We start from the raw sequence: 17,714 nt of genomic DNA, 5'->3' as shown, positions 1-17,714 counted from the left end.
ACGTTTGCTGGGGGAAGTGCCCCAAGCCAGATGCGCGATGTGCCTCGGTCGCGATTCCGGCATGTCCGTCACGGCGAAGGCGGCTTGAGCGACTCGACGCGGCCATGCCGCCGAAATCCCGCCCGGTTCGAGGAGGCTCCGCCGGATCTATGGATGGTGCCCGCCGATGCCGCGGTTGCAACAATGGTAACATTTATGTTACTTTCATGCGTGGCGCCGATCCGGCTCGTTGAATACCTCGATGGCCACGGCCGTTCCGCCTACGCGAGGTGGTTCGACTCGTTGAATGCGCCGGCGGCGGCCAAAGTGGCTGCGGCTGTCCATCAGCTGGCCGCTGGCAATTTTTCGAACGTGAAAGGTGTTGGCTCCGGTGTGTTCGAACGGAAGATCGAGTTTGGTCCTGGCTACCGCGTCTATTTCGGCAGAGATGGAGATGCCCTGGTGATCTTGCTGGGTGGGAGCAGCAAGCAACGACAGCAGGAAGCCATCGCCTCGGCAAGAGCGCGATGGGCCGACTACCGGCGCCGGAAGGCGTGAATTGTCAGAGAGGAGATTATGGCGCTCACACGAGATTTCAGGGAAACCATCCTGGCACGAGCCCAGCGCGATGCGCGATTCCGTCAAGCGCTGTTTAGCGAAGCGATCAACGCCTATCTCGCCGGCGACACATCTACTGGCAAGGCTATCTTGCGCGATTTGGTTAACGCGACGGTCGGCTTCGAGGCCCTCGCGGCGGCAGTCAACAAACCGAGCAAGAGCCTCCATCGGATGCTGGCACCGCACGGAAATCCGAGCACCGAAAATTTCTTCGGCATCGTCCGTACCCTGCAGAAGAAGACGCGCGTTAGATTGTCCGTCACGGCGAAGGCGGCTTGAGTGACTCTACGCGGCCATGCCGCGGCGGGCGCGCAACTCGGCGAGATTTGTCGAGCAGGAATTTAGATGCGAAAGGGGGGACTTGAACCCCCCACGGGTCTTGCCCCACAGGGTCAGCGGGCTAAGCATGAAAGAATGCAGACGCTGCCGTCAGCGTCCGTTCTTCTCCGTCACTTGGTCCGACGGCGTCTCGCGAAAGCAACCTCCCGCCGCGCTGCTCGCGGCCTCTCGGTCCGCCCGGGCAGCAACGTCGCCACCAGGGCATCCGCGTGCGCTTCAACCCAGGCCGGATCGGTTGGCTCGGCGCCGGTGAGGAGCCGCGCCTCGGGAGCATTGACGTAGGGTAGCGAGGCGGCACCGACGAGCACGTAGTGCACCAGCTTCTCGTCGATGGGCGCCGCGATCCCGGCGGCGCGCAGCGGACGCCAGAGCGCGCGGACGGTTTCGTAGAACGGCCGCACGTGTCGCTTCGTCATCCAACGGAGTCGCTCACTCGCCGCCGTCGCCTCGTGCACCACGATCCGGTTCAGCTCAGGGTGCGCGGCCGCGAACCGCACGAAGCATCGGATACCCTCGGCGAACGCATCCGCAAGCGCCTGGACGTCGTGCCTCCGGCCGGTGCGCGGGGGCACTACGACGCCGCCCATGGCGTCGCCAAGCAGAGCGAAGAGGTGCTCGAGCGCCGCGTTCCACAGCGCGCGCTTCGAGGCGAAGTGGTAGTTGATCTGCGGCTGGTGGGCGTTGGCGCGCCGGGCGATGGCTCGCGTCGATGCGCCGGTGAATCCTTTCGCGCCGAATTCGACGAGCGCTGCGTCCAACAACTGTGAGCGCAGGTTCTTGCGATCGCGACGAACGCGGGGGCGGCCCTTGCTTGTGTAACTCACGGAGCTACGATATAGTATTATCGATCGATAATACAATCTGCTCCGAAGGAGAGCCCCAAATGCACTTGCTACCGTGGCCCGTTGAACCCTTCACGACCCCAACCGATCGCGACATGCTACCGTCCGAGCGGCGGACCTTCGTCCGGACCCACCGCACCTGCGTCTTCGGCAACGCCCGTCGCCTGGACGGTCCAGCTATGTCTATCGTGTATTACGTGCCGACTGACGGCGATGAGCTGCTCGTTTCCACCATGCGCGGTCGTGCCAAGGCGAAGGCGGTCGCTCGCAACGGCAAGGTGAGCCTGTGCATCCTCGACGAGCGCTGGCCCTTCGCCTATCTTCAAGTCTATTGCGACGCTCGCGTCGAGACCGATCCGGAGCTGGTGGTCGACGTCATGATGGCCGTGGCCGGTCGTATGTCGGGCCAGCCCCTTCCCGATCACGCGCGCCCCATGGTCCAAGCGATGGCGGAGCAGGAGGGCCGGGTCGTCCTCCGCTGCCAGCCCTATGAGACGTTCGCGCAGCCTCCGCGCCATCTCCACCGCAACGACCAAGAGGAGCCGATCACGCACTGGGTGAGCTCGCTCATGTCGTGGGATGCCAGCGACGATGCACGTCCCTCCCCCTGAACGGAGCACGGGGTCGCGGCACGAGCGCGATTTCCACGCAGGAAGATTTCCTCGTTCTGGTCCGGCCCCGATCCAAGAGGGACGTTTTCAACGAACGGCCAAGGACCTGCAGGAGACAGGAGAACACATGAGCACTCGGGAAGACCGCCAACGTCGGCTGTCCGTGAATCGCGGCGTGGTGAAGCCGCGCCAGCTTGCACACGTCGTGCGTCGTACCGCGCGCTTCGACGAGTTGGTACGTTGGTATTGCACTGTCCTCGGCGCCGAGGTGGTGCACTCCGACGGCGTACTCGCCTTTCTCACTTACGACGACGAGCACCATCGGATCGCCATCGCGAGTATTCCTGGGCTCGAAGAGCAGCCAATGATGGCTGCTGGCACCGATCACATCGCGTTCAGCTACGCGGATCTCGGCGATCTGTTGCACACCTTCCGGTGCCTCAAGGCAGCCGGTATCGAGCCGTACTGGTGCATCAACCGCGGGCCGACCACCTCGCTGTACTACAAGGATCCCGACGGCAACCGCGTCGAGCTGCAGGTCGACAGCATGCCCTCCGCCCGGGCGATTGACGCCTGGATGCGCAGCGGCGAGTTCTCCGCCAATCCGATCGGCGTGATCTTTGATCCGGAGGAACTCGTCGCGCGCTACGAGGCCGGCGAGCCGATCGAGACACTCACGGCGCGACCGCCGCTTCCCGAGGGCACAGGCCCGGTCGACATGCTCCGCTTCTGAGCGCCACGATGGCAGCCCGCTGGACATCGCCCCGCCGAGCTCACCGCGCCGACGTTCTCCCGCCTCACCGCGGAGTGGCATGCGCACTACCTTGGCGCACACCCGTTCCCACGGAAGGGAGCATGAAGAACCGGGTCACGTACTATCCGGTCGCCACACAGCGGCAGTTCGCGATCAACCGCGAGCGGATTCGCGGTAAGACGTACCAAAAATACTTCGACGGGGATCTGTGACTGCACGGTGCCGCGCTGCCGGCTCGGGCGGCTCCGATCGATCCCGCCGCTGCCCTGTCGCCGACTCCGCAGTCGCTGAACACGCTGCTCGATCCTGGCCATCACGAGATCGACACGGGGTACACTAGTTGAGGAGGATGACATGAAGACTCGGAACCAGTGGTTCGGCGCGATCCTCGCGGCCGGCGGCATGGCGATCTTCCTCGCCGCCTGCGGCGGTGATAACGAAGGCGGGACGGCTACCCCGGCGAACACGCCCTCCAGTACAGGCGCTGTCTGCGGCAACGGCGTGATGGAAGGTTCCGAGGAATGCGACGATGGCAATACCATCGGCGGCGACGGCTGTGCGGCCAATTGCACGGTGGAAAACCGCCGCTTGTGCGTGTTCGGCCCCGATACCGTCTCCAAGGTGCAGACGGCCATCTTCGCGATCCAGCTCCGCCTCACCGGCCAGCAAACGCTCACCACTGGGCATCCACGGACGGATTCCACTTTCTACGCCGGGTCATCGACGCCTGCCTTCGCCGCGATGGAGGTGCCGATCGTCATCGCGGCGCCCGATATGACGTTCGATCCCGTCAAGGTGTCCGGCGTGGGCTGCGCCTGCGTGCGCAGCGTGCCGGTGGCCGCCTTCGGCGGCATGAACTCCGCCGAAGGCAAAGCCGGCTGCGGCTCCGCCGGCTTGGCGAATGTGAACTACCTCTACAGCATCGACCACGACACGCACTGCGACACGCCCGACCCCGATCCGAATTGCACAAGCGGGACGCCGGAAGACGGTTCGGATATGCATCCGCACAACCCTAGCCTATGCAGCAGCAAGCCGGCGTGCAACGCCATGCCGGTGACTACCTTCAGCGGCTCCGGCCCGACTGGTTCGGCGGTGATCAACTCGAATACGTCGGTCAGCCTGTTGCCGGACGGCGGTACGTGCAAGACCGTGCCGCCCAACACGGCGGGCGCCCCAGAGGGGCCGGACGGCATTCCCTGTACCGCCGACGATGTCGGCATAGGGAAGCCCAACCTGCTGGCGACCACCACCGGAACGGCGACGGCGCAAATCCTGAACACCAGCGATATCCAGGGCACCAGCATCGCCGACGGGCAGGTCTGCGGCGCGAGTCACTGCCGGACCAAGGTCACCGGGTCGGCGCTCGACTGCGGTAAGATCATGGCGGGCAATCCGATGGACGGACTGAGCGGCTCGTCGCAGGTGAGCGCATTCGGCAACCTGGACGAGCAAACCGGTGACGTCGTCGTCACCGGCACGTTCGCGTGCCAATAGGGTGATCGCGCGGTAACACAAACGGGGTGTGTGTCGGCAACGGCATCGCTCCCTGTCCGACCGTATCGAGGATGCCGTCACGAGAGATCGTGGTAGATGATGGCCAGACGCGGCGCGGCCGTGATCGTGTCGCTGATAGTTGGCGCGCCGGCGCATGTCGTGGGATGCCAGCGACGACGCTCCCTAGATCGCCGAACAGGCGCTCGGGGAGGGAAGGGGTCCTCTATTCGTTCCGGAGTGTTAGCTTCCGGCTATCGCATCTTACTTCGCGAAGCGCTGCGATGCGGGTCGTGGGCCTGCTGGGTGGTAGCGAGAAACAGCAACAAACGCAGCGTCAGGTAGATCTGGCAAATGCGTTAGCGCTCAACGGACGAAGTGCGAAAGGGGGGACTTGAACCCCCACGGGTTTTACCCCACAGGATCCTGAATCCTGCGCGTCTGCCAGTTCCGCCACTTTCGCATGGGTGTGAACACTGTCGGCTAGCGCGCGACGGTGATAGCTTCCCGCTGCGACACGGTCAAGGGACAGTAGGCAGGGGTAGTGTCTCAGTTTGAATTTCTGAAGCCGCGCTTGGCCCAGTCCAGTCCCGAAATCAGTGCGTAGAGAATGCCATAGAGAGCTATTGGTATTGCGCCGAGGGCGATTGCCCAAAGCGACAACAGGCGCGGGGCAAGCCAGGTTTCTGACCACCAGTTGTCTGCGTGCTGCCGGAACCACTCGGCGTCACGCTGATGTTCGTCGGCGAGGCGTTGATGCTCATCCGCTTCGCGTTGGTCGATCGGGGACTTCTTCAGGGCCGCGTCGCGGGAGGACATCTCCTGCTTTTTCTGCTCCAAAGCCACGCTAGCGTTCCGTATCCATGTATCACGTGCCCACCACGGCACGCCGACTAGGACAAATGCAATCCAGAGGGCCGAGATCACAACATACAAGCGTGTTAGGCCGCGTCGGTAGTTCACGCTGGCGCGCGGTGGTGGGTTGTCCTCTGTTTCCATTGCGGCTTTGGTCTCTATCACGTCGCGGTCTTTTTCGCCGCTTCCCACTGATCGACCATCTCGACCACGTTTTCCATCGACAAGAGGGCCGACGTAACACCAGCAGCCATCGCCGGACTCATCCGCAGCGTCTTGTGGATTCTCACGAAGTTGTACCAGACCGTATAGAGCGCAACCATGTGGCCGTGGTTCTCGATCTTCTTCGAGAAGGCGTTGGTGAGGCGAGTAAAGCGGCGCATGTGCATCCGCATCGTGAGGTTTGAGCGTTCCACGTAGCTCGTTGAAATGTGCTCGGGGTCCGGGTCGCCCGTGACCGCGTGGCGTTCGGTGCCGATGCAGACCGCTGGGCTGTAGCGCGTTTCGCCCTCGGGCGATGCGCCGTAAATCTTCACCAGCATCGCATAGTCGATCCCGATGCCAAACGCGGATTCAACGGCGCTGAGGTACGTCTTGTGCCCGTCGGTCGTGAGTTGCACGCGCGACGTGAGGCGTTCCGATAGGTCCATCATGAAGTAGTAGGCCGCGCCCGCATCGCGTCCGCCAAGAAACCACGAAAGACAGAGCTTGGAATCGGCGTCGATTGCCGTCCACGTCCACACGTCGCCGTACCCGAACTTCCCTCGCTTCTCTTCCGGGACGTTTTTCGCCTTGGAGTAGCAGAACGACCAAATCTCATCACACTGAATGCGCTTGGAGTTCACGTTGCGCACCACCTGATCGTGGAATGCCGTGCATGCCTGGCCGGCAAGGATCAGCTCGCGGGTGACGGTGTTGATCGACACGTCCACGAGCCGCGACACTGAGCGCATCGACGAACCTTCACAGAGCAGCGAGAGGATTTGGGCGCGCTTGGCTAGGGGCAATCTGTTCATGCCCGGAGTATATGATATTTTTGCTTGAGTGTCAAGCATCAATTGACTATTTGGAGCCATCGTTACCACCAAAAACCGAAGAACGGCGCAAATCTACCATGTCCCGTTGCCAAATCAAAGCGTGTAGGTTGACAAACGCGCGATCATGGTTTCAAATACGGCCATGTCAGAGCAGGAGTCCATGCAGCGGTGGATTGTGGACAATGTCGCGGCCCATCCTGGTGACATCGCCAGAGTGACTGCGGAACACTTCGATGTGAGTCGGCAGGCAGTACATCGCCACCTACATGATCTTGTCCAGATGGGTTGGCTCATTCCCAATGGAGATACAAAGGGCAGATCGTATTGTCTCGCCCAACTGGTGAACCATGTCGCACGACGAGAGATCGGTCCTGGCGTCAACGAAGATGAGGTATGGCGAAATGAGATTCTACCGCACCTGAAGGACGTACCGGCAAACGTGCGAACCATTTGTCAACACGGGATCACGGAAATCGTGAACAACGCGATCGTGCATTCAGAGTCTCCCGCATTTGTCGTTGGTATCAGCCGCACGGCCGCAGCGATCGGGCTGACCGTCGTCGACCACGGCGTCGGAATCTTCGCCAAGCTCCAAAGGGCCTTCGGACTTGATGATCCGCGACACGCTGTATTGGAACTCTCAAAGGGAAAACTCACAACCGACCATGCCCACCACAGTGGCGAAGGCATCTTTTTTACTTCCAGGATGTTCGATCTGTTCGGCATCATGTCGGCCCAGTTGTACTTCGCGCACCGTGACGAAAAGGACTGGCTGTTAGAGATAGACCCGGCCCCAGCGGCAGGGACCCATGTCCACATGACCATCCATCCTCTGTCGCTGCGAACAGCGTTGGAAGTGTTCAACCAATTTGCGCCGAGCACCGACCACTACGGGTTTACGCGCACCCACTTGGTCGCAAGCCTTGCTCAGCATGACGGCGAGATGCTGGTTTCTCGATCGCAGGCGCGCCGACTCCTCAAGCGGGTTGACCACTTTAGGGAGGTCGTTCTCGACTTCTCTGGGGTTGAAAGTATTGGCCAGGGATTCGCTGACGAGATATTTCGAGTGTTCGCCCGCGAGCATCCAGACATTCACATCTGGCAAGTGAACGCTAGTTCCGACGTGGTGCGAATGATTCTGCACGTCAAGAGCGACGGCGGCAATACCGAAACACCATTTCTGCCCGGCATGACGCCACTGAGCGAGAATGGCGAAGGACCGCGCCCAAAGGGGGAGACGGAAATAGCTTAGAGTGCAGAAGGGGAAGGGAGGACGCTTATCTGGAAGTGCCGTACAAGAAGATTCAGTCCCATCAAGGCGACAAGGCCGCTGCCCCACGCAGCGGCCTTGTCGGTGGTATCAACTCGGGTTTGCCAGAATTAGCCGAGCAGAAGCCTTCTTAGCGAGTCCATGAATTCCTGGCAAGTCCTTTACGGCGGTCACGAACCGCAGATGATGAGGTTTGCAATGGCAATTGCAACTGGTCTTTCCGGAATCTTTAGCCTGACACGCTCAGAAATTGATGCGAACGTCAGCAGGTCGATCGGCGCTTATCTTCTTGGTGATGTGCTCCTTCCCGATAACTCGCTGACCATTCGCTATGCCGGACGATCCGACGACGACTTGAACGGCCGTCTGAAGGATTGGATCGGCAAATACCGGTACTTCATGTACGGCCACTTTCCTAATGCAACGGCCGCTTACGAAAAGGAATGCCTCCTCTACCATGCATTCGGTGGTGCGCAGGGGCGGCTGGACAACGAGATCCATCCGGCGAAGCCTTACGCCTGGAACCACTGCCCGGCGTGTGGTGCTTAGTTGATCGGCATCGCCGCTGACTGAAGGAGGTCGAGCACGTCCTTGATCGCTACGGCATAGCCGTAGTGCCAATAGGCGCGCTCGACCGTCCCCTCTTCGCAATGACGCTGGTCCGTTTTACAGGAGCTACCAATTTCAGCCAGCCATCCGTCAATTCCAGCAACGCGACTCCGGAGGCCCTTTTCGATCTCGGCCAAGAGAACGACTCGTTCGACTGTATCCGCCATGTTCGGAGACGACAGCAAGTTGCCTACCACGCCGCAATTTCGTTGTTTGTTTTGGTTCACGGTTTCTCCCATCGTGCCCGAGCGGCATTTTTTGCAATCTGCGTCCGCCGTTTCTTGCTGAGCGTCGCCGCCCGCGCCTTCCCGCCCTTCAGCCCACCCTTGCGCATGTACTCTTTGCCGGGGTCGCGTGGCGTATCCTCAATCTCGCCGGTCGCAATCCGCATCACGTGGACCGCGTTGCCGATCACGTCGGCGGGTCTGCGCTGGCCTTGCGGTCCCTTCGGCATGCGGACAAGATCGCACGATTGCCGGGTCGTTCCAAGCCCGTTGAATTTTCAAACTGAGACACTACCTAGGCAGGGAAGAAGTTGAAAGCGGAAAGCCGAAAGCTGAAAGCCAGAGACCAGAAACCACAGACCAGAAACCAGAAACCACAGACCAGAAGCTGCCTACCATCACTTGCTCAGCGCACTCGATTCCGGTAGCGACAGCACGCATCTGTTTCGCCCATGGCCGAGCTGAATAAGACGTACGATCCCGCCACCGTCGAACGGCGCTGGTACGAGTTCTGGCAAGATCGAGGCTACTTTCACGCCGACGAGAACCAGCCGGGCGCGCGCTTCTGCGTCGTCATCCCGCCGCCCAACGTCACCGGCAGCCTCACCATGGGGCACGTGCTCAACAACGCGCTGCAAGACATCCTGATCCGCTACCAGCGGATGAACGGCAAGGTCGCGCTGTGGATGCCAGGCACCGATCACGCCGGCATCGCGACGCAGAACGTGGTCGAGAAGGCGCTCGCGAAAGAAGGACTCGATCGTCATACCCTCGGGCGCGCGCAATTTCTCGAACGCGTGTGGGGTTGGAAAGAAAAATACGGCAGCACGATCCTCCTCCAACTGCGCCGCCTCGGAGCCTCGTGCGACTGGCGGCGCGAACGTTTCACCATGGACCCCGGCCTGTCGCGCGCGGTGCGCGAAGTGTTCGTCCGACTGTACGAGAAGGGCCTCATCTACAAGGGCCATCGCATCATCCATTGGTGCGTGCGCTGCCAGTCTGCGCTCTCCGACGAAGAAGCCATCACCACCGAAGGCGGCGAGAACGGCAGCCTGTGGCACATCCGCTACCCCGCTGAAGACGGTGGCCCGGGCGTCGTGGTCGCAACCACGCGTCCCGAAACCATGCTCGGCGACACCGGCGTTGCGGTGCATCCGAGCGACGCGCGCTACGCCGGCCTGCTTGGTCGCAACGTGATCCTGCCGCTGATGAACCGGCCGATCCCGGTGGTCCCCGACGACGCCGTCGATCCGGCCTTCGGCACCGGCGCGGTGAAGGTCACGCCAGCGCATGACGCCAACGATTTCGACATCGGCCAGCGCCATCATTTCGAGCCGCTGTGCATCATGACCACCGACGGCCACATCAACGACAACGGCGGCGCCTATCGCGGTCTCGATCGCTTCGAGGCGCGCAAACGCATCGTCGCCGATCTCGAAGCGCACGGGTTGTTGGTGAAGACTGAACCGTATCGCGTGCCGGTGCGACGCTGCGAGCGCTGCGACACGATCATCGAGCCGTATCTGTCAGATCAGTGGTTTGTGCGCATGGAGCCGCTCGCCCGGCCCGCGATCGAAGCGATCAAGAGCGGCCGCCTGCGCTTCTACCCCGAACGCTGGGTGGGGGTGTACCTCCATTGGATGACTAACATCCGCGACTGGTGCATCAGCCGCCAATTGTGGTGGGGCCATCGCATCCCGGTGTGGTACTGCGACAACTGCCCAAAGCTGACAGTGGCGCGCGAAGACCCGACACACTGCGCGCAGTGTGGCTCAGCGAAGATTCATCAAGACGACGACGTGCTCGACACCTGGTTCAGCTCGTGGCTGTGGCCGTTCTCTACCATGGGCTGGCCGGACGAGACGCCGACGCTGCGCCGCTTCTATCCGACCGATACGCTCATCACGGCCGCCGACATCATTTTCTTCTGGGTCGCGCGCATGGTGATGGCGGGCTACGAGTTCATGGGTGAGTGTCCGTTCCAAGACGTCTTCTTCACCAGCATCGTGCGCGACATGCAGGGACGGAAGATGTCGAAGTCGCTCGGCAACTCGCCCGATCCGTTGCAGGTCATCGACACTTACGGCGCCGACGCGCTGCGCTTCACAATCGTGTCGGCCGCGCCGCTGGGCGAGGACGTGCGCTTCGCCGACGATCGCGTCGAGTTCGGCCGCAACTTCGCCAACAAGATTTGGAACGCCGCGCGCTTCTGCATGATGAACCTGGAAGCAGTAGGCAGTGAGCAGACGGCAGTAGGCAGTGCGGATTTGGTGATGTTGGATTTACCTGAGCGATGGATTTTGTCCCGCATGCAGGCGGTGACTGACGAAGTGCGGGCGTCGCTTGACGCGTATCGCTTCAACGAAGCGGCGATGACGCTCTATCGGTTCATCTGGGGCGAGTTCTGCGATTGGTTTGTCGAGCTCAGCAAGCTCAGCCTTTACGGCGACGACGCGGCGGCCAAAGAGCGAACACGCTCGGTGTTGCTGCACACGCTCGAACAGATTCTGCGCCTACTCCATCCGTTCATGCCGTTCGTTACCGAAGAGATCTGGCAAGCGCTCCCGCTCGCGCGTTCATCGGACAGCATCATGGTGGCGCCTTATCCGGTGGCGGATGACGCGCTGCGTGATCCCGCCGCCGATGCGGCGGTGGCGCGCATGATCGACATCGTGCGCGCCATCCGCAACATCCGTGCGGAGCTCGGCATTGCCCCGACGACTGCGGTGACGGCGCGCATTGCGCCGAGCGCGGGAGCCGATGGTGTCGCGGTCTACGAGCCGTACTTGAAGGCGCTGGCCCGCGTGACCAGCATCGATGTGCTCGCCGCGTCGGAGCGGCCACCGGACGAACCTTCGGCGGTGGTGCCCGAGGTCGGCGAAGTGTTCGTGCCGCTGCGCGGCGCGGTCGATCCGGCCGAAGTGCGCAAGCGCTTGGAGAACGAGTTCAAGAAAGTGAGCAAGGATCTGCAGTCGGTGGATGCCAAACTCGGCCGCCCCGACTTCGTCGCCAAAGCGCCGGCCGACGTGGTCGAGAAAGAACGCGCGCGTGCCGCGGCATTGGCGGAGCGCAGCGCCACCTTGACGAGACACTTGGAGACCTTGCGGCGCGGGTCGTGAACGGACTTGTTGATGGACGACGTGCTCAGCCTGCCTGCCGTTGTCGACTTAGTCAGAGCCGCGTTGACGGAAGACCTCGGTTCCGGCGATGTAACTACGGCGCTCACCGTCGCCGCGAATAGCCGTTCGACCGCGTACATCATTGCCAAGCAGGGCGGATTGCTCGCCGGCTTGCCGCTCGTGCAGCGCGTCTACGATGTCCTCGGCGATGTAAGGATCGAGCCGCACTATCAGGACGGCGATCCGCTCGAAGAGAGCGCGGTGGTGGCGGCGCTGAGCGGCAAGACTCGCGCGTTGCTGAACGGTGAACGGGTTGCGCTCAATCTCTTGCAGCACCTCTCGGGCATCGCCACGCTCACCAACGCGTTTGTGCAAGCGGTAGACGGCACGCGTTGCCGCATTGTCGACACGCGCAAAACGCTGCCGGGTCTGCGCCTGCTGGAGAAATATGCGGTGCGCGTCGGTGGCGGCGGCAATCATCGCTTCAATCTCTCCGACGGCATTCTGATCAAAGACAATCACATCGCCGCCGCCGGCGGAGTCGCCGCGGCGGTCGAGCGTGCGCGCGCCGGCGCGCCGCACACGCTCAAGATCGAGATCGAGTGCGGCACGCTCGAACAAGTCGAAGAGGCGTTGGCGGCCGGCGCCGACTGCATCTTGCTCGACAACATGGACGTGGCGATGACCACCGCTGCGGTGAAGCAGATCGGCGGCCTCGCGCTGGTTGAAGCGTCGGGCAACATGACTCTCGGACGCGTGCGGGCAGTCGCCGCCGCGGGGGTCGATCTGATTTCGGTCGGCGCGCTGACGCATTCCGCCGCCGCGTTCGACTTCAGCATGAAGATCTCTCCCCCTACTCTTTCTGGAAGAGGCGCGGGGTGAATGGCATGCAGGCCACCGACATCGAGCCGCACCTGACGACGCGGCGCTTCGGTCGCCGCCTGCACGTGTTCGAGGAGGTCGACTCGACCAACACAACCGCGCGCGAGTTGGCCGAGGCGGGCGCGGAAGAGGGCACCGTGGTGATCGCGGAGAGTCAACGCCGCGGGCGTGGACGGCTGGGCCGGCAGTGGGTGTCGCCGCCGCAGCGCAATCTCTATCTGTCGTTGGTGTTGCGGCCGAGGCTGCCGTCCGAAGTGATTCCACAGCTCACCTTGGTTGTGGGTCTCGCCGCCGCCGAGACCGTCCGCGAGTGGACATCGAACGTCGCGATCAAATGGCCGAACGATCTGGTCAGCGGCGGGCGCAAGCTGGCGGGCATTCTCACCGAGATGGTGGCGGACGAGTCCGGCGTCCGTTTCGTCATCCCCGGCATCGGTGTCAACCTCAACAGCGCGCCCGAGGATTTTCCACCCGCGGTGCGCGGCATCGCCACCTCGCTGTCGATGATCACCGGCGCGGCGATCGATCGCGCACGCTTCACGGCGCGGCTGTTGAACCGCTGCGAGGCACGCTACGATCAATGGCAGCGCGATGGGTTTGCGACGTTGGCGCCCGAATGGGAGCGCTTCTCGTGTTTGACGGACCAGCCGATTGTGGTGCAGAGCGATGTGCATGGAAAGTCGGAACGTATCGAGGGGGTCGCGCTGGGCTTGGCCGATGATGGAGCCTTGCGCGTGCGTGGCGCCGATGGCCGCGAGTGCCGCGTGGTGGCGGGCGACGTGACCGTGTTGGGTGGCTACGATCAATTGCGAGAGGCGAGGACCGACTAAGTCAGCCATGATGCTCGCCATCGACATCGGCAACTCGAACACGGTGCTCGGGCTCTACGACGGTGCGCGGTTGCAGCGCCACTGGCGGTTGGTCACCGAGCCCGCGCGCACCGCCGATGAGTACGGGTTTCTGTTGCGCAGTCTGCTCGGCGAATCGACCGGGAGCGGCCTCGCCGGCGTCGCGGTGGCTTCGGTGGTGCCGGCGATGACTGGAACGATCGCCACCGTGTGCCACGACTACTTGGGGCTGGCGCCGCTCTTCGTCGGGCCCGGCATCAAGACCGGTATGGCGATCCTGTACGACGACCCGCGCCAACTCGGCGCCGACCGCATCGTGAACGCGGTCGCGGCCTACGAGCGGACACACGCTGCTACCATCGTGGTCGATCTCGGCACGGCGACCAAGTTCGAATACATCTCGGCCGACGGCGAGTACATCGGCGGAGTCATCGCCCCGGGCGTCGGCATCGCGAGTGACGCGCTGTTCGCCCGCGCCGCGCTGCTCTCGCGGGTCGAGCTGAGCCAGCCATCGCAGGTCGTCGGCCGCAACACGATGACCGCGATTCAATCGGGACTGTTCTACGGCTACGTGGCGATGATCGACGGACTGGTCGCGCGCATTCAGCGCGAGTGCGGCGTTACGGCCCGCATCATCGCGACCGGCGGGTTCTCGAGTTTGCTCGCGCCCGCATCGGCGACCATTGACGAAGTCGACGAGTTCCTCACCCTCGATGGCATTCGGCTGATCTACAAGCGCAACGCGATGAACTGAGGAGTGGAGCCGCGCCCATGTTTCTGGCCATCGACGTAAGCAACACGCAGACTCTGCTCGGACTGTACGAGGGCAGGCGCTTGCGGCGGCATTGGCGGGTGATGACCGACGTGGAACGAACCGCCGACGAATACGGTTTCCTCGTCCGCGGCTTGCTCGGCGCGGAGTTCGGACCGCAGGTCGCGGGCATCGCTGTGTCGTGCGTGGTGCCGGCGATGACGGGTGTGATCGAGGCAATGTGCCGCGACTACCTCGGCACGGCGCCGCTGTTCATCGGGCCTGGCGTCAAGACCGGCATGCCGATTCTCTACGACAACCCGCGCGAAGTCGGTGCCGACCGCATCGTCAACGCCATCGCCGCGTTCGAGCGCACGCGGACCACCACCATCGTCGTGGATTTCAGTACCGCGACGATCTTCGACTACATTTCGGAGAAGGGCGAGTACGTCGGCGGCATCATCGCGCCGGGGTTGGGCATCGCCAGCGAGGCGTTGTTCGAGCGCGCCGCCAAGCTTTACCGGGTCGAGTTGGCCAAGCCCAAGCACGTGGTCGGGCGCAATACGGTGAATGCCATTCAATCCGGTTTGATCTATGGCTATGTGGCGATGGTCGATGGCTTGGTAGAGCGGATTCGGAAAGAACAGGGCGTGCGTGGGCGTGTGATCGCGACGGGCGGCTTCGCCGGTCTGTTGGCGCCGGAATCGGAAACCATCGAAGAGGTGGACGAGTTTCTCACGCTGGAAGGTCTGCGGCTGATTTTTGAACGCAATCGTGTCGGAAACTGACTTGGAGGGACTATGCCCGTCGAGGACGTTGGATCGATTCGCAACCTTGGCATTGTTGGTCAGGGCGGTGTCGGCAAGACCGCCCTCGGAGAAACCATGCTGTTCGATGGCGGCGCCACGACACGCATCGGGCGGCTCGATGACGGCACCTCCGCCTTCGGCCACGAGCCGGAGGAAGTGCGTCGACAACTCACACTGACCACCGCGTTTCATCACCTGACCTGGCGTAAGCACGATGTCACGCTGCTCGACATGCCGGGCTACGCCAACTTCGTCCCCGACGCCCTGGCGTGCATGTGCGCCGCCAGCGGGTTGGTGTTCGTGTTGGCTGCGGCGCACGGCGAGATCAAAGTCGAAGCCGAGAATCTGTGGCAGCGTGCCGATCAGTTGCAACTCGGGCGCATCGCGTTTGTGACCAAGATGGATCGTGAACGTGCCGACTTCGCAGCGGCGGTCGACGATCTCAAGACGATCCTCGGTGCGAAGGCGGTGCCGATTCAATTGCCGCTCGGCGCCGCGGAGACGTTTCGCGGTGTGATCGACCTCGTCGGTATGCGTGCGCTGGTGGCGAAGGAGAACGGCACGATGGCGGAGGAGCCGATTCCCGCCGACATGCAGGCCGACGCCAAGGCGGCGCGCGAGCAGCTCATGGAACTGGTGGCGGAAGCCGACGATGAGTTGCTCGAAAAATATCTCGACGCGGGCGCGTTGACCACCGAGGAGATCCAACACGCCCTGCACGTGGGTACGGTCGCGGGCAAACTGGTGCCGGTGTTGTGCGGTTCGTCGGCGAAGAACATCGGCATTCCCCCGTTGCTCGACGCGATCGTTTCGTACTTGCCGTCACCCGCCGATCGGGGCGAGGCCGAGGGCCGCGATCCCAAAATACGCGAACCGATCAGCCGTCGCCCGGCGATCGATGAGCCGTTCTCCGCGCTGGTGTTCAAGACCATCGTCGATCCGTTCGCCGGCAAGCTCTCGGTGTTTCGCGTGTTGTCGGGCCGGGTCAACGCCGACGCGACGGTGCTCAACGTCAGCCGCGACGCCAAGGAGCGCTTCGGCCACTTGTTCAAACTCGAAGGCAAGAAGCAGCAAGCAATCGCGTACGCGATCGCGGGCGAGATCGTTGCGGTGCCAAAGCTCAAGGAAACCGCATCGGGCGATACGTTGGCGGATGAAAAGGCGCCCATCCTGTATCCCGGCTTGATCGAGATCCCCACGTCGATGTCCTTCGCGGTGGAACCCAAGTCGAAGGGCGACGAAGAGAAGGCGACCCTGGCGCTGCACAAGATGATGGAGGAAGATCTCACGCTGCACGTGACGCGCGATGCGGAGACGCGCGAGATCATCCTGTCGGGTGTCGGACAGCTGCACATCGAGGTGGCGGTCGAGAAGCTCAAGCGCAAGTATGGTGTAGAGGTCACTCTCAAGGCGCCCAAGGTTCCGTATCGCGAGACGATCAAGGGCCGCGCCGAGGCGCAGGGCAAACTCAAGAAACAATCGGGCGGTCGCGGACAGTTCGCCGACACCTGGCTCAAGGTCGAGTCGCTGCCGCGCGGTAGCGGCTTCGAGTTCGTCGATGCTATAGTCGGCGGCGTGGTCCCGCGGCAATTCATTCCGGCAGTGGAAAAGGGCATCCGCGAAGCGCTCGGCGAAGGCATTCTGGCGCATTACCCGGTGGTCGATGTCCGCGCGACGCTGTACGACGGTTCGTTTCATGCCGTCGATTCCTCGGAAATGGCGTTCAAGATCGCCGCGTCGCTCGGGTTCAAGGCCGCGATGAGCCAGGCCAAGCCGATCCTGCTCGAACCCGTGATGACCATGGAGATCGCCGTGCCGGACGATTGCATGGGTGACGTCATCGGTGACCTCAACAGTTGTCGCGGCAAGGTGCTCGGTGTGGACACCAAAGCGGGTGGACAGGTGATTCGTGCGCTCGTTCCGATGGCGGAAGTGCTCAAGTACGCCGCCGACCTGCGCTCGATGACGAGTGGCCGGGGTTCGTTCACGATCGGGTTCGATCACTACGACGAAGTGCCGGCGCACCTCACCGAGAAGATCGTCAAAGAAGCGGAGGCGGCGCGCGCCGCGAAAGCCTAATGGCAGGTGAGATCAGCGCCGAAGAACTCGCTGCGCTCGTCGACCAGATCGACCGCGGCGAGGATCCATATCAGTTGCCCGAAGTCTTGATCGAAGATCCAGAGCCCGCATCGGCGCCACGCCCGGCCCCAGTCGCGCCCGAGGAGTTGATCGCTGGCGAACCGGTGGAACCGAAGATCAACGAGAGCCTGTACAATCAAGTCATGCGATTGACCGTCGGCGAGAAGATCAAGCTCGCGTTGAAAGGCAATCGCGATGCGCGCAACATCCTGATCCGCGATGCCAGCCACATCGTGCCGCGCTTCGTCATGCAGAATCCCCGCATCACCGACGATGAGATCGTAGCCGTCTCACGCAACCGCAATATCGATGCGGACCTGCTGCGCATCATCGGCGACGACAAGGAGTGGGGTCGCAATCCGCAGATACGCAGTGCGTTGGTCGGCAACCCCAAGACCCCAATCGCGGTGGCGTTGAAATTCGTCAACTCACTGAGTGAGCGCGAACTCCGTCTGCTCGCCAAGAGTAAAAACATTCCCTCGGCGGTGGCCGGCAGCGCGAAGCGGATTTTGTTGGCGCGAACCGGCCACTGAG

The 17,714-nt window shown here is 62.6% G+C and carries 19 protein-coding genes and 1 tRNA gene; 14 read left to right on the top strand and 6 right to left on the bottom strand.

The window, feature by feature from the left end; all coding sequences use genetic code 11:
* Window positions 1-219: 219 nt before the first annotated feature.
* Both HYR72_04030 and HYR72_04025 read left to right on the top strand, forming a co-directional pair.
* A complete protein-coding gene (locus HYR72_04030) occupies window positions 220-537 on the top strand; it encodes a type II toxin-antitoxin system RelE/ParE family toxin (protein ID MBI1814122.1) in 318 nt (105 codons plus the stop codon).
* Between the two features lie 18 nt (window positions 538-555).
* On the top strand, window positions 556-876 hold the full coding sequence (locus HYR72_04025; protein ID MBI1814121.1) for a transcriptional regulator: 321 nt from the start codon (window positions 556-558) through the stop codon (window positions 874-876).
* 170 nt (window positions 877-1,046) lie between these two features.
* Here the strand turns inward: HYR72_04025 and HYR72_04020 are convergent, their stop codons facing one another.
* Window positions 1,047-1,694 carry a TetR family transcriptional regulator gene (locus HYR72_04020; GenBank protein MBI1814120.1) on the bottom strand — a complete coding sequence of 216 codons (648 nt, stop codon included), beginning with the start codon at window positions 1,692-1,694 and terminating at the stop codon, window positions 1,047-1,049.
* Window positions 1,695-1,819: 125 nt separating this feature from the next.
* Between HYR72_04020 and HYR72_04015 the strand changes: the two genes are divergently transcribed.
* The 3 genes from HYR72_04015 (at window position 1,820) to HYR72_04005 (ending at window position 4,640) form a co-directional block, all read left to right on the top strand.
* A complete protein-coding gene (locus HYR72_04015; protein MBI1814119.1) occupies window positions 1,820-2,389 on the top strand; it encodes a pyridoxamine 5'-phosphate oxidase family protein in 570 nt (189 codons plus the stop codon).
* 127 nt (window positions 2,390-2,516) lie between these two features.
* The gene (locus tag HYR72_04010) at window positions 2,517-3,122 is read left to right on the top strand and encodes a VOC family protein (protein ID MBI1814118.1); all 606 of its coding nucleotides are present in this window, start codon (window positions 2,517-2,519) and stop codon (window positions 3,120-3,122) included.
* 423 nt (window positions 3,123-3,545) lie between these two features.
* The gene (locus tag HYR72_04005) at window positions 3,546-4,640 is read left to right on the top strand and encodes a hypothetical protein (protein ID MBI1814117.1); all 1,095 of its coding nucleotides are present in this window, start codon (window positions 3,546-3,548) and stop codon (window positions 4,638-4,640) included.
* Window positions 4,641-5,016: 376 nt separating this feature from the next.
* On the opposite strand, the gene HYR72_04000 is transcribed toward HYR72_04005, so the two are convergent.
* The 3 genes from HYR72_04000 to HYR72_03990 all read right to left on the bottom strand — a co-directional run bounded on the left by HYR72_04000 (window position 5,017) and on the right by HYR72_03990 (window position 6,508).
* A tRNA-Leu gene (locus HYR72_04000) sits at window positions 5,017-5,100 on the bottom strand.
* 86 nt (window positions 5,101-5,186) lie between these two features.
* Window positions 5,187-5,657 (bottom strand): hypothetical protein, encoded by a 471-nt coding sequence (locus HYR72_03995; protein MBI1814116.1) that lies wholly within the window; start codon window positions 5,655-5,657, stop codon window positions 5,187-5,189.
* Window positions 5,654-6,508 carry a DDE-type integrase/transposase/recombinase gene (locus HYR72_03990; protein MBI1814115.1) on the bottom strand — a complete coding sequence of 285 codons (855 nt, stop codon included), beginning with the start codon at window positions 6,506-6,508 and terminating at the stop codon, window positions 5,654-5,656. Before HYR72_03990 ends, HYR72_03995 begins: the two co-directional genes overlap by 4 nt.
* 163 nt (window positions 6,509-6,671) lie before the next feature.
* Here HYR72_03990 and HYR72_03985 point away from each other — a divergent pair, with 163 nt between their 5' ends.
* A complete protein-coding gene (locus tag HYR72_03985) occupies window positions 6,672-7,781 on the top strand; it encodes an STAS-like domain-containing protein (GenBank protein MBI1814114.1) in 1,110 nt (369 codons plus the stop codon).
* 216 nt (window positions 7,782-7,997) lie between these two features.
* On the top strand, window positions 7,998-8,348 hold the full coding sequence (locus HYR72_03980; GenBank protein MBI1814113.1) for a hypothetical protein: 351 nt from the start codon (window positions 7,998-8,000) through the stop codon (window positions 8,346-8,348).
* On the opposite strand, the gene HYR72_03975 is transcribed toward HYR72_03980, so the two are convergent.
* Window positions 8,345-8,545, bottom strand: a complete 201-nt coding sequence (locus HYR72_03975) for a hypothetical protein (protein MBI1814112.1) — start codon at window positions 8,543-8,545, stop codon at window positions 8,345-8,347. The two genes, HYR72_03980 and HYR72_03975, sit on opposite strands and share 4 nt — an antisense overlap.
* An 86-nt stretch (window positions 8,546-8,631) precedes the next feature.
* Window positions 8,632-8,862, bottom strand: coding sequence for an RNA-binding protein (locus HYR72_03970; protein ID MBI1814111.1), 231 nt, complete (start codon window positions 8,860-8,862; stop codon window positions 8,632-8,634).
* 222 nt (window positions 8,863-9,084) lie between these two features.
* Between HYR72_03970 and HYR72_03965 the strand changes: the two genes are divergently transcribed.
* Genes HYR72_03965 through HYR72_03935 form a run of 7 tightly spaced genes read left to right on the top strand, consistent with a single transcriptional unit; the run spans window position 9,085 to window position 17,713 of the window.
* Complete coding sequence (locus HYR72_03965; protein ID MBI1814110.1) at window positions 9,085-11,751, top strand: valine--tRNA ligase; 2,667 nt, start codon at window positions 9,085-9,087, stop codon at window positions 11,749-11,751.
* Window positions 11,752-11,763: 12 nt separating this feature from the next.
* Complete coding sequence (nadC, locus tag HYR72_03960; protein ID MBI1814109.1) at window positions 11,764-12,633, top strand: carboxylating nicotinate-nucleotide diphosphorylase; 870 nt, start codon at window positions 11,764-11,766, stop codon at window positions 12,631-12,633.
* Window positions 12,634-12,638: 5 nt separating this feature from the next.
* Window positions 12,639-13,463: a biotin--[acetyl-CoA-carboxylase] ligase gene (locus tag HYR72_03955; protein ID MBI1814108.1), complete on the top strand. Its 825-nt coding sequence runs from the start codon at window positions 12,639-12,641 to the stop codon at window positions 13,461-13,463.
* Window positions 13,464-13,470: 7 nt separating this feature from the next.
* Window positions 13,471-14,235, top strand: a complete 765-nt coding sequence (locus HYR72_03950) for a type III pantothenate kinase (GenBank protein MBI1814107.1) — start codon at window positions 13,471-13,473, stop codon at window positions 14,233-14,235.
* A gap of 17 nt (window positions 14,236-14,252) precedes the next feature.
* The gene (locus HYR72_03945; protein MBI1814106.1) at window positions 14,253-15,020 is read left to right on the top strand and encodes a type III pantothenate kinase; all 768 of its coding nucleotides are present in this window, start codon (window positions 14,253-14,255) and stop codon (window positions 15,018-15,020) included.
* 12 nt (window positions 15,021-15,032) lie between these two features.
* Entirely contained in the window at window positions 15,033-17,120 is a 2,088-nt protein-coding gene (fusA, locus tag HYR72_03940) for an elongation factor G (GenBank protein MBI1814105.1), read from the top strand.
* Window positions 17,120-17,713, top strand: a complete 594-nt coding sequence (locus HYR72_03935) for a hypothetical protein (GenBank protein ID MBI1814104.1) — start codon at window positions 17,120-17,122, stop codon at window positions 17,711-17,713. The genes fusA and HYR72_03935 overlap by 1 nt, the downstream gene beginning before the upstream one ends.
* Window position 17,714 lies beyond the last annotated feature (1 nt).

The organism is Deltaproteobacteria bacterium (assembly GCA_016178705.1).
GTDB lineage: Bacteria > Desulfobacterota > Binatia > HRBIN30 > JACQVA1 > JACOST01.
This window is presented reverse-complemented; position numbering and strand designations above follow the sequence as displayed.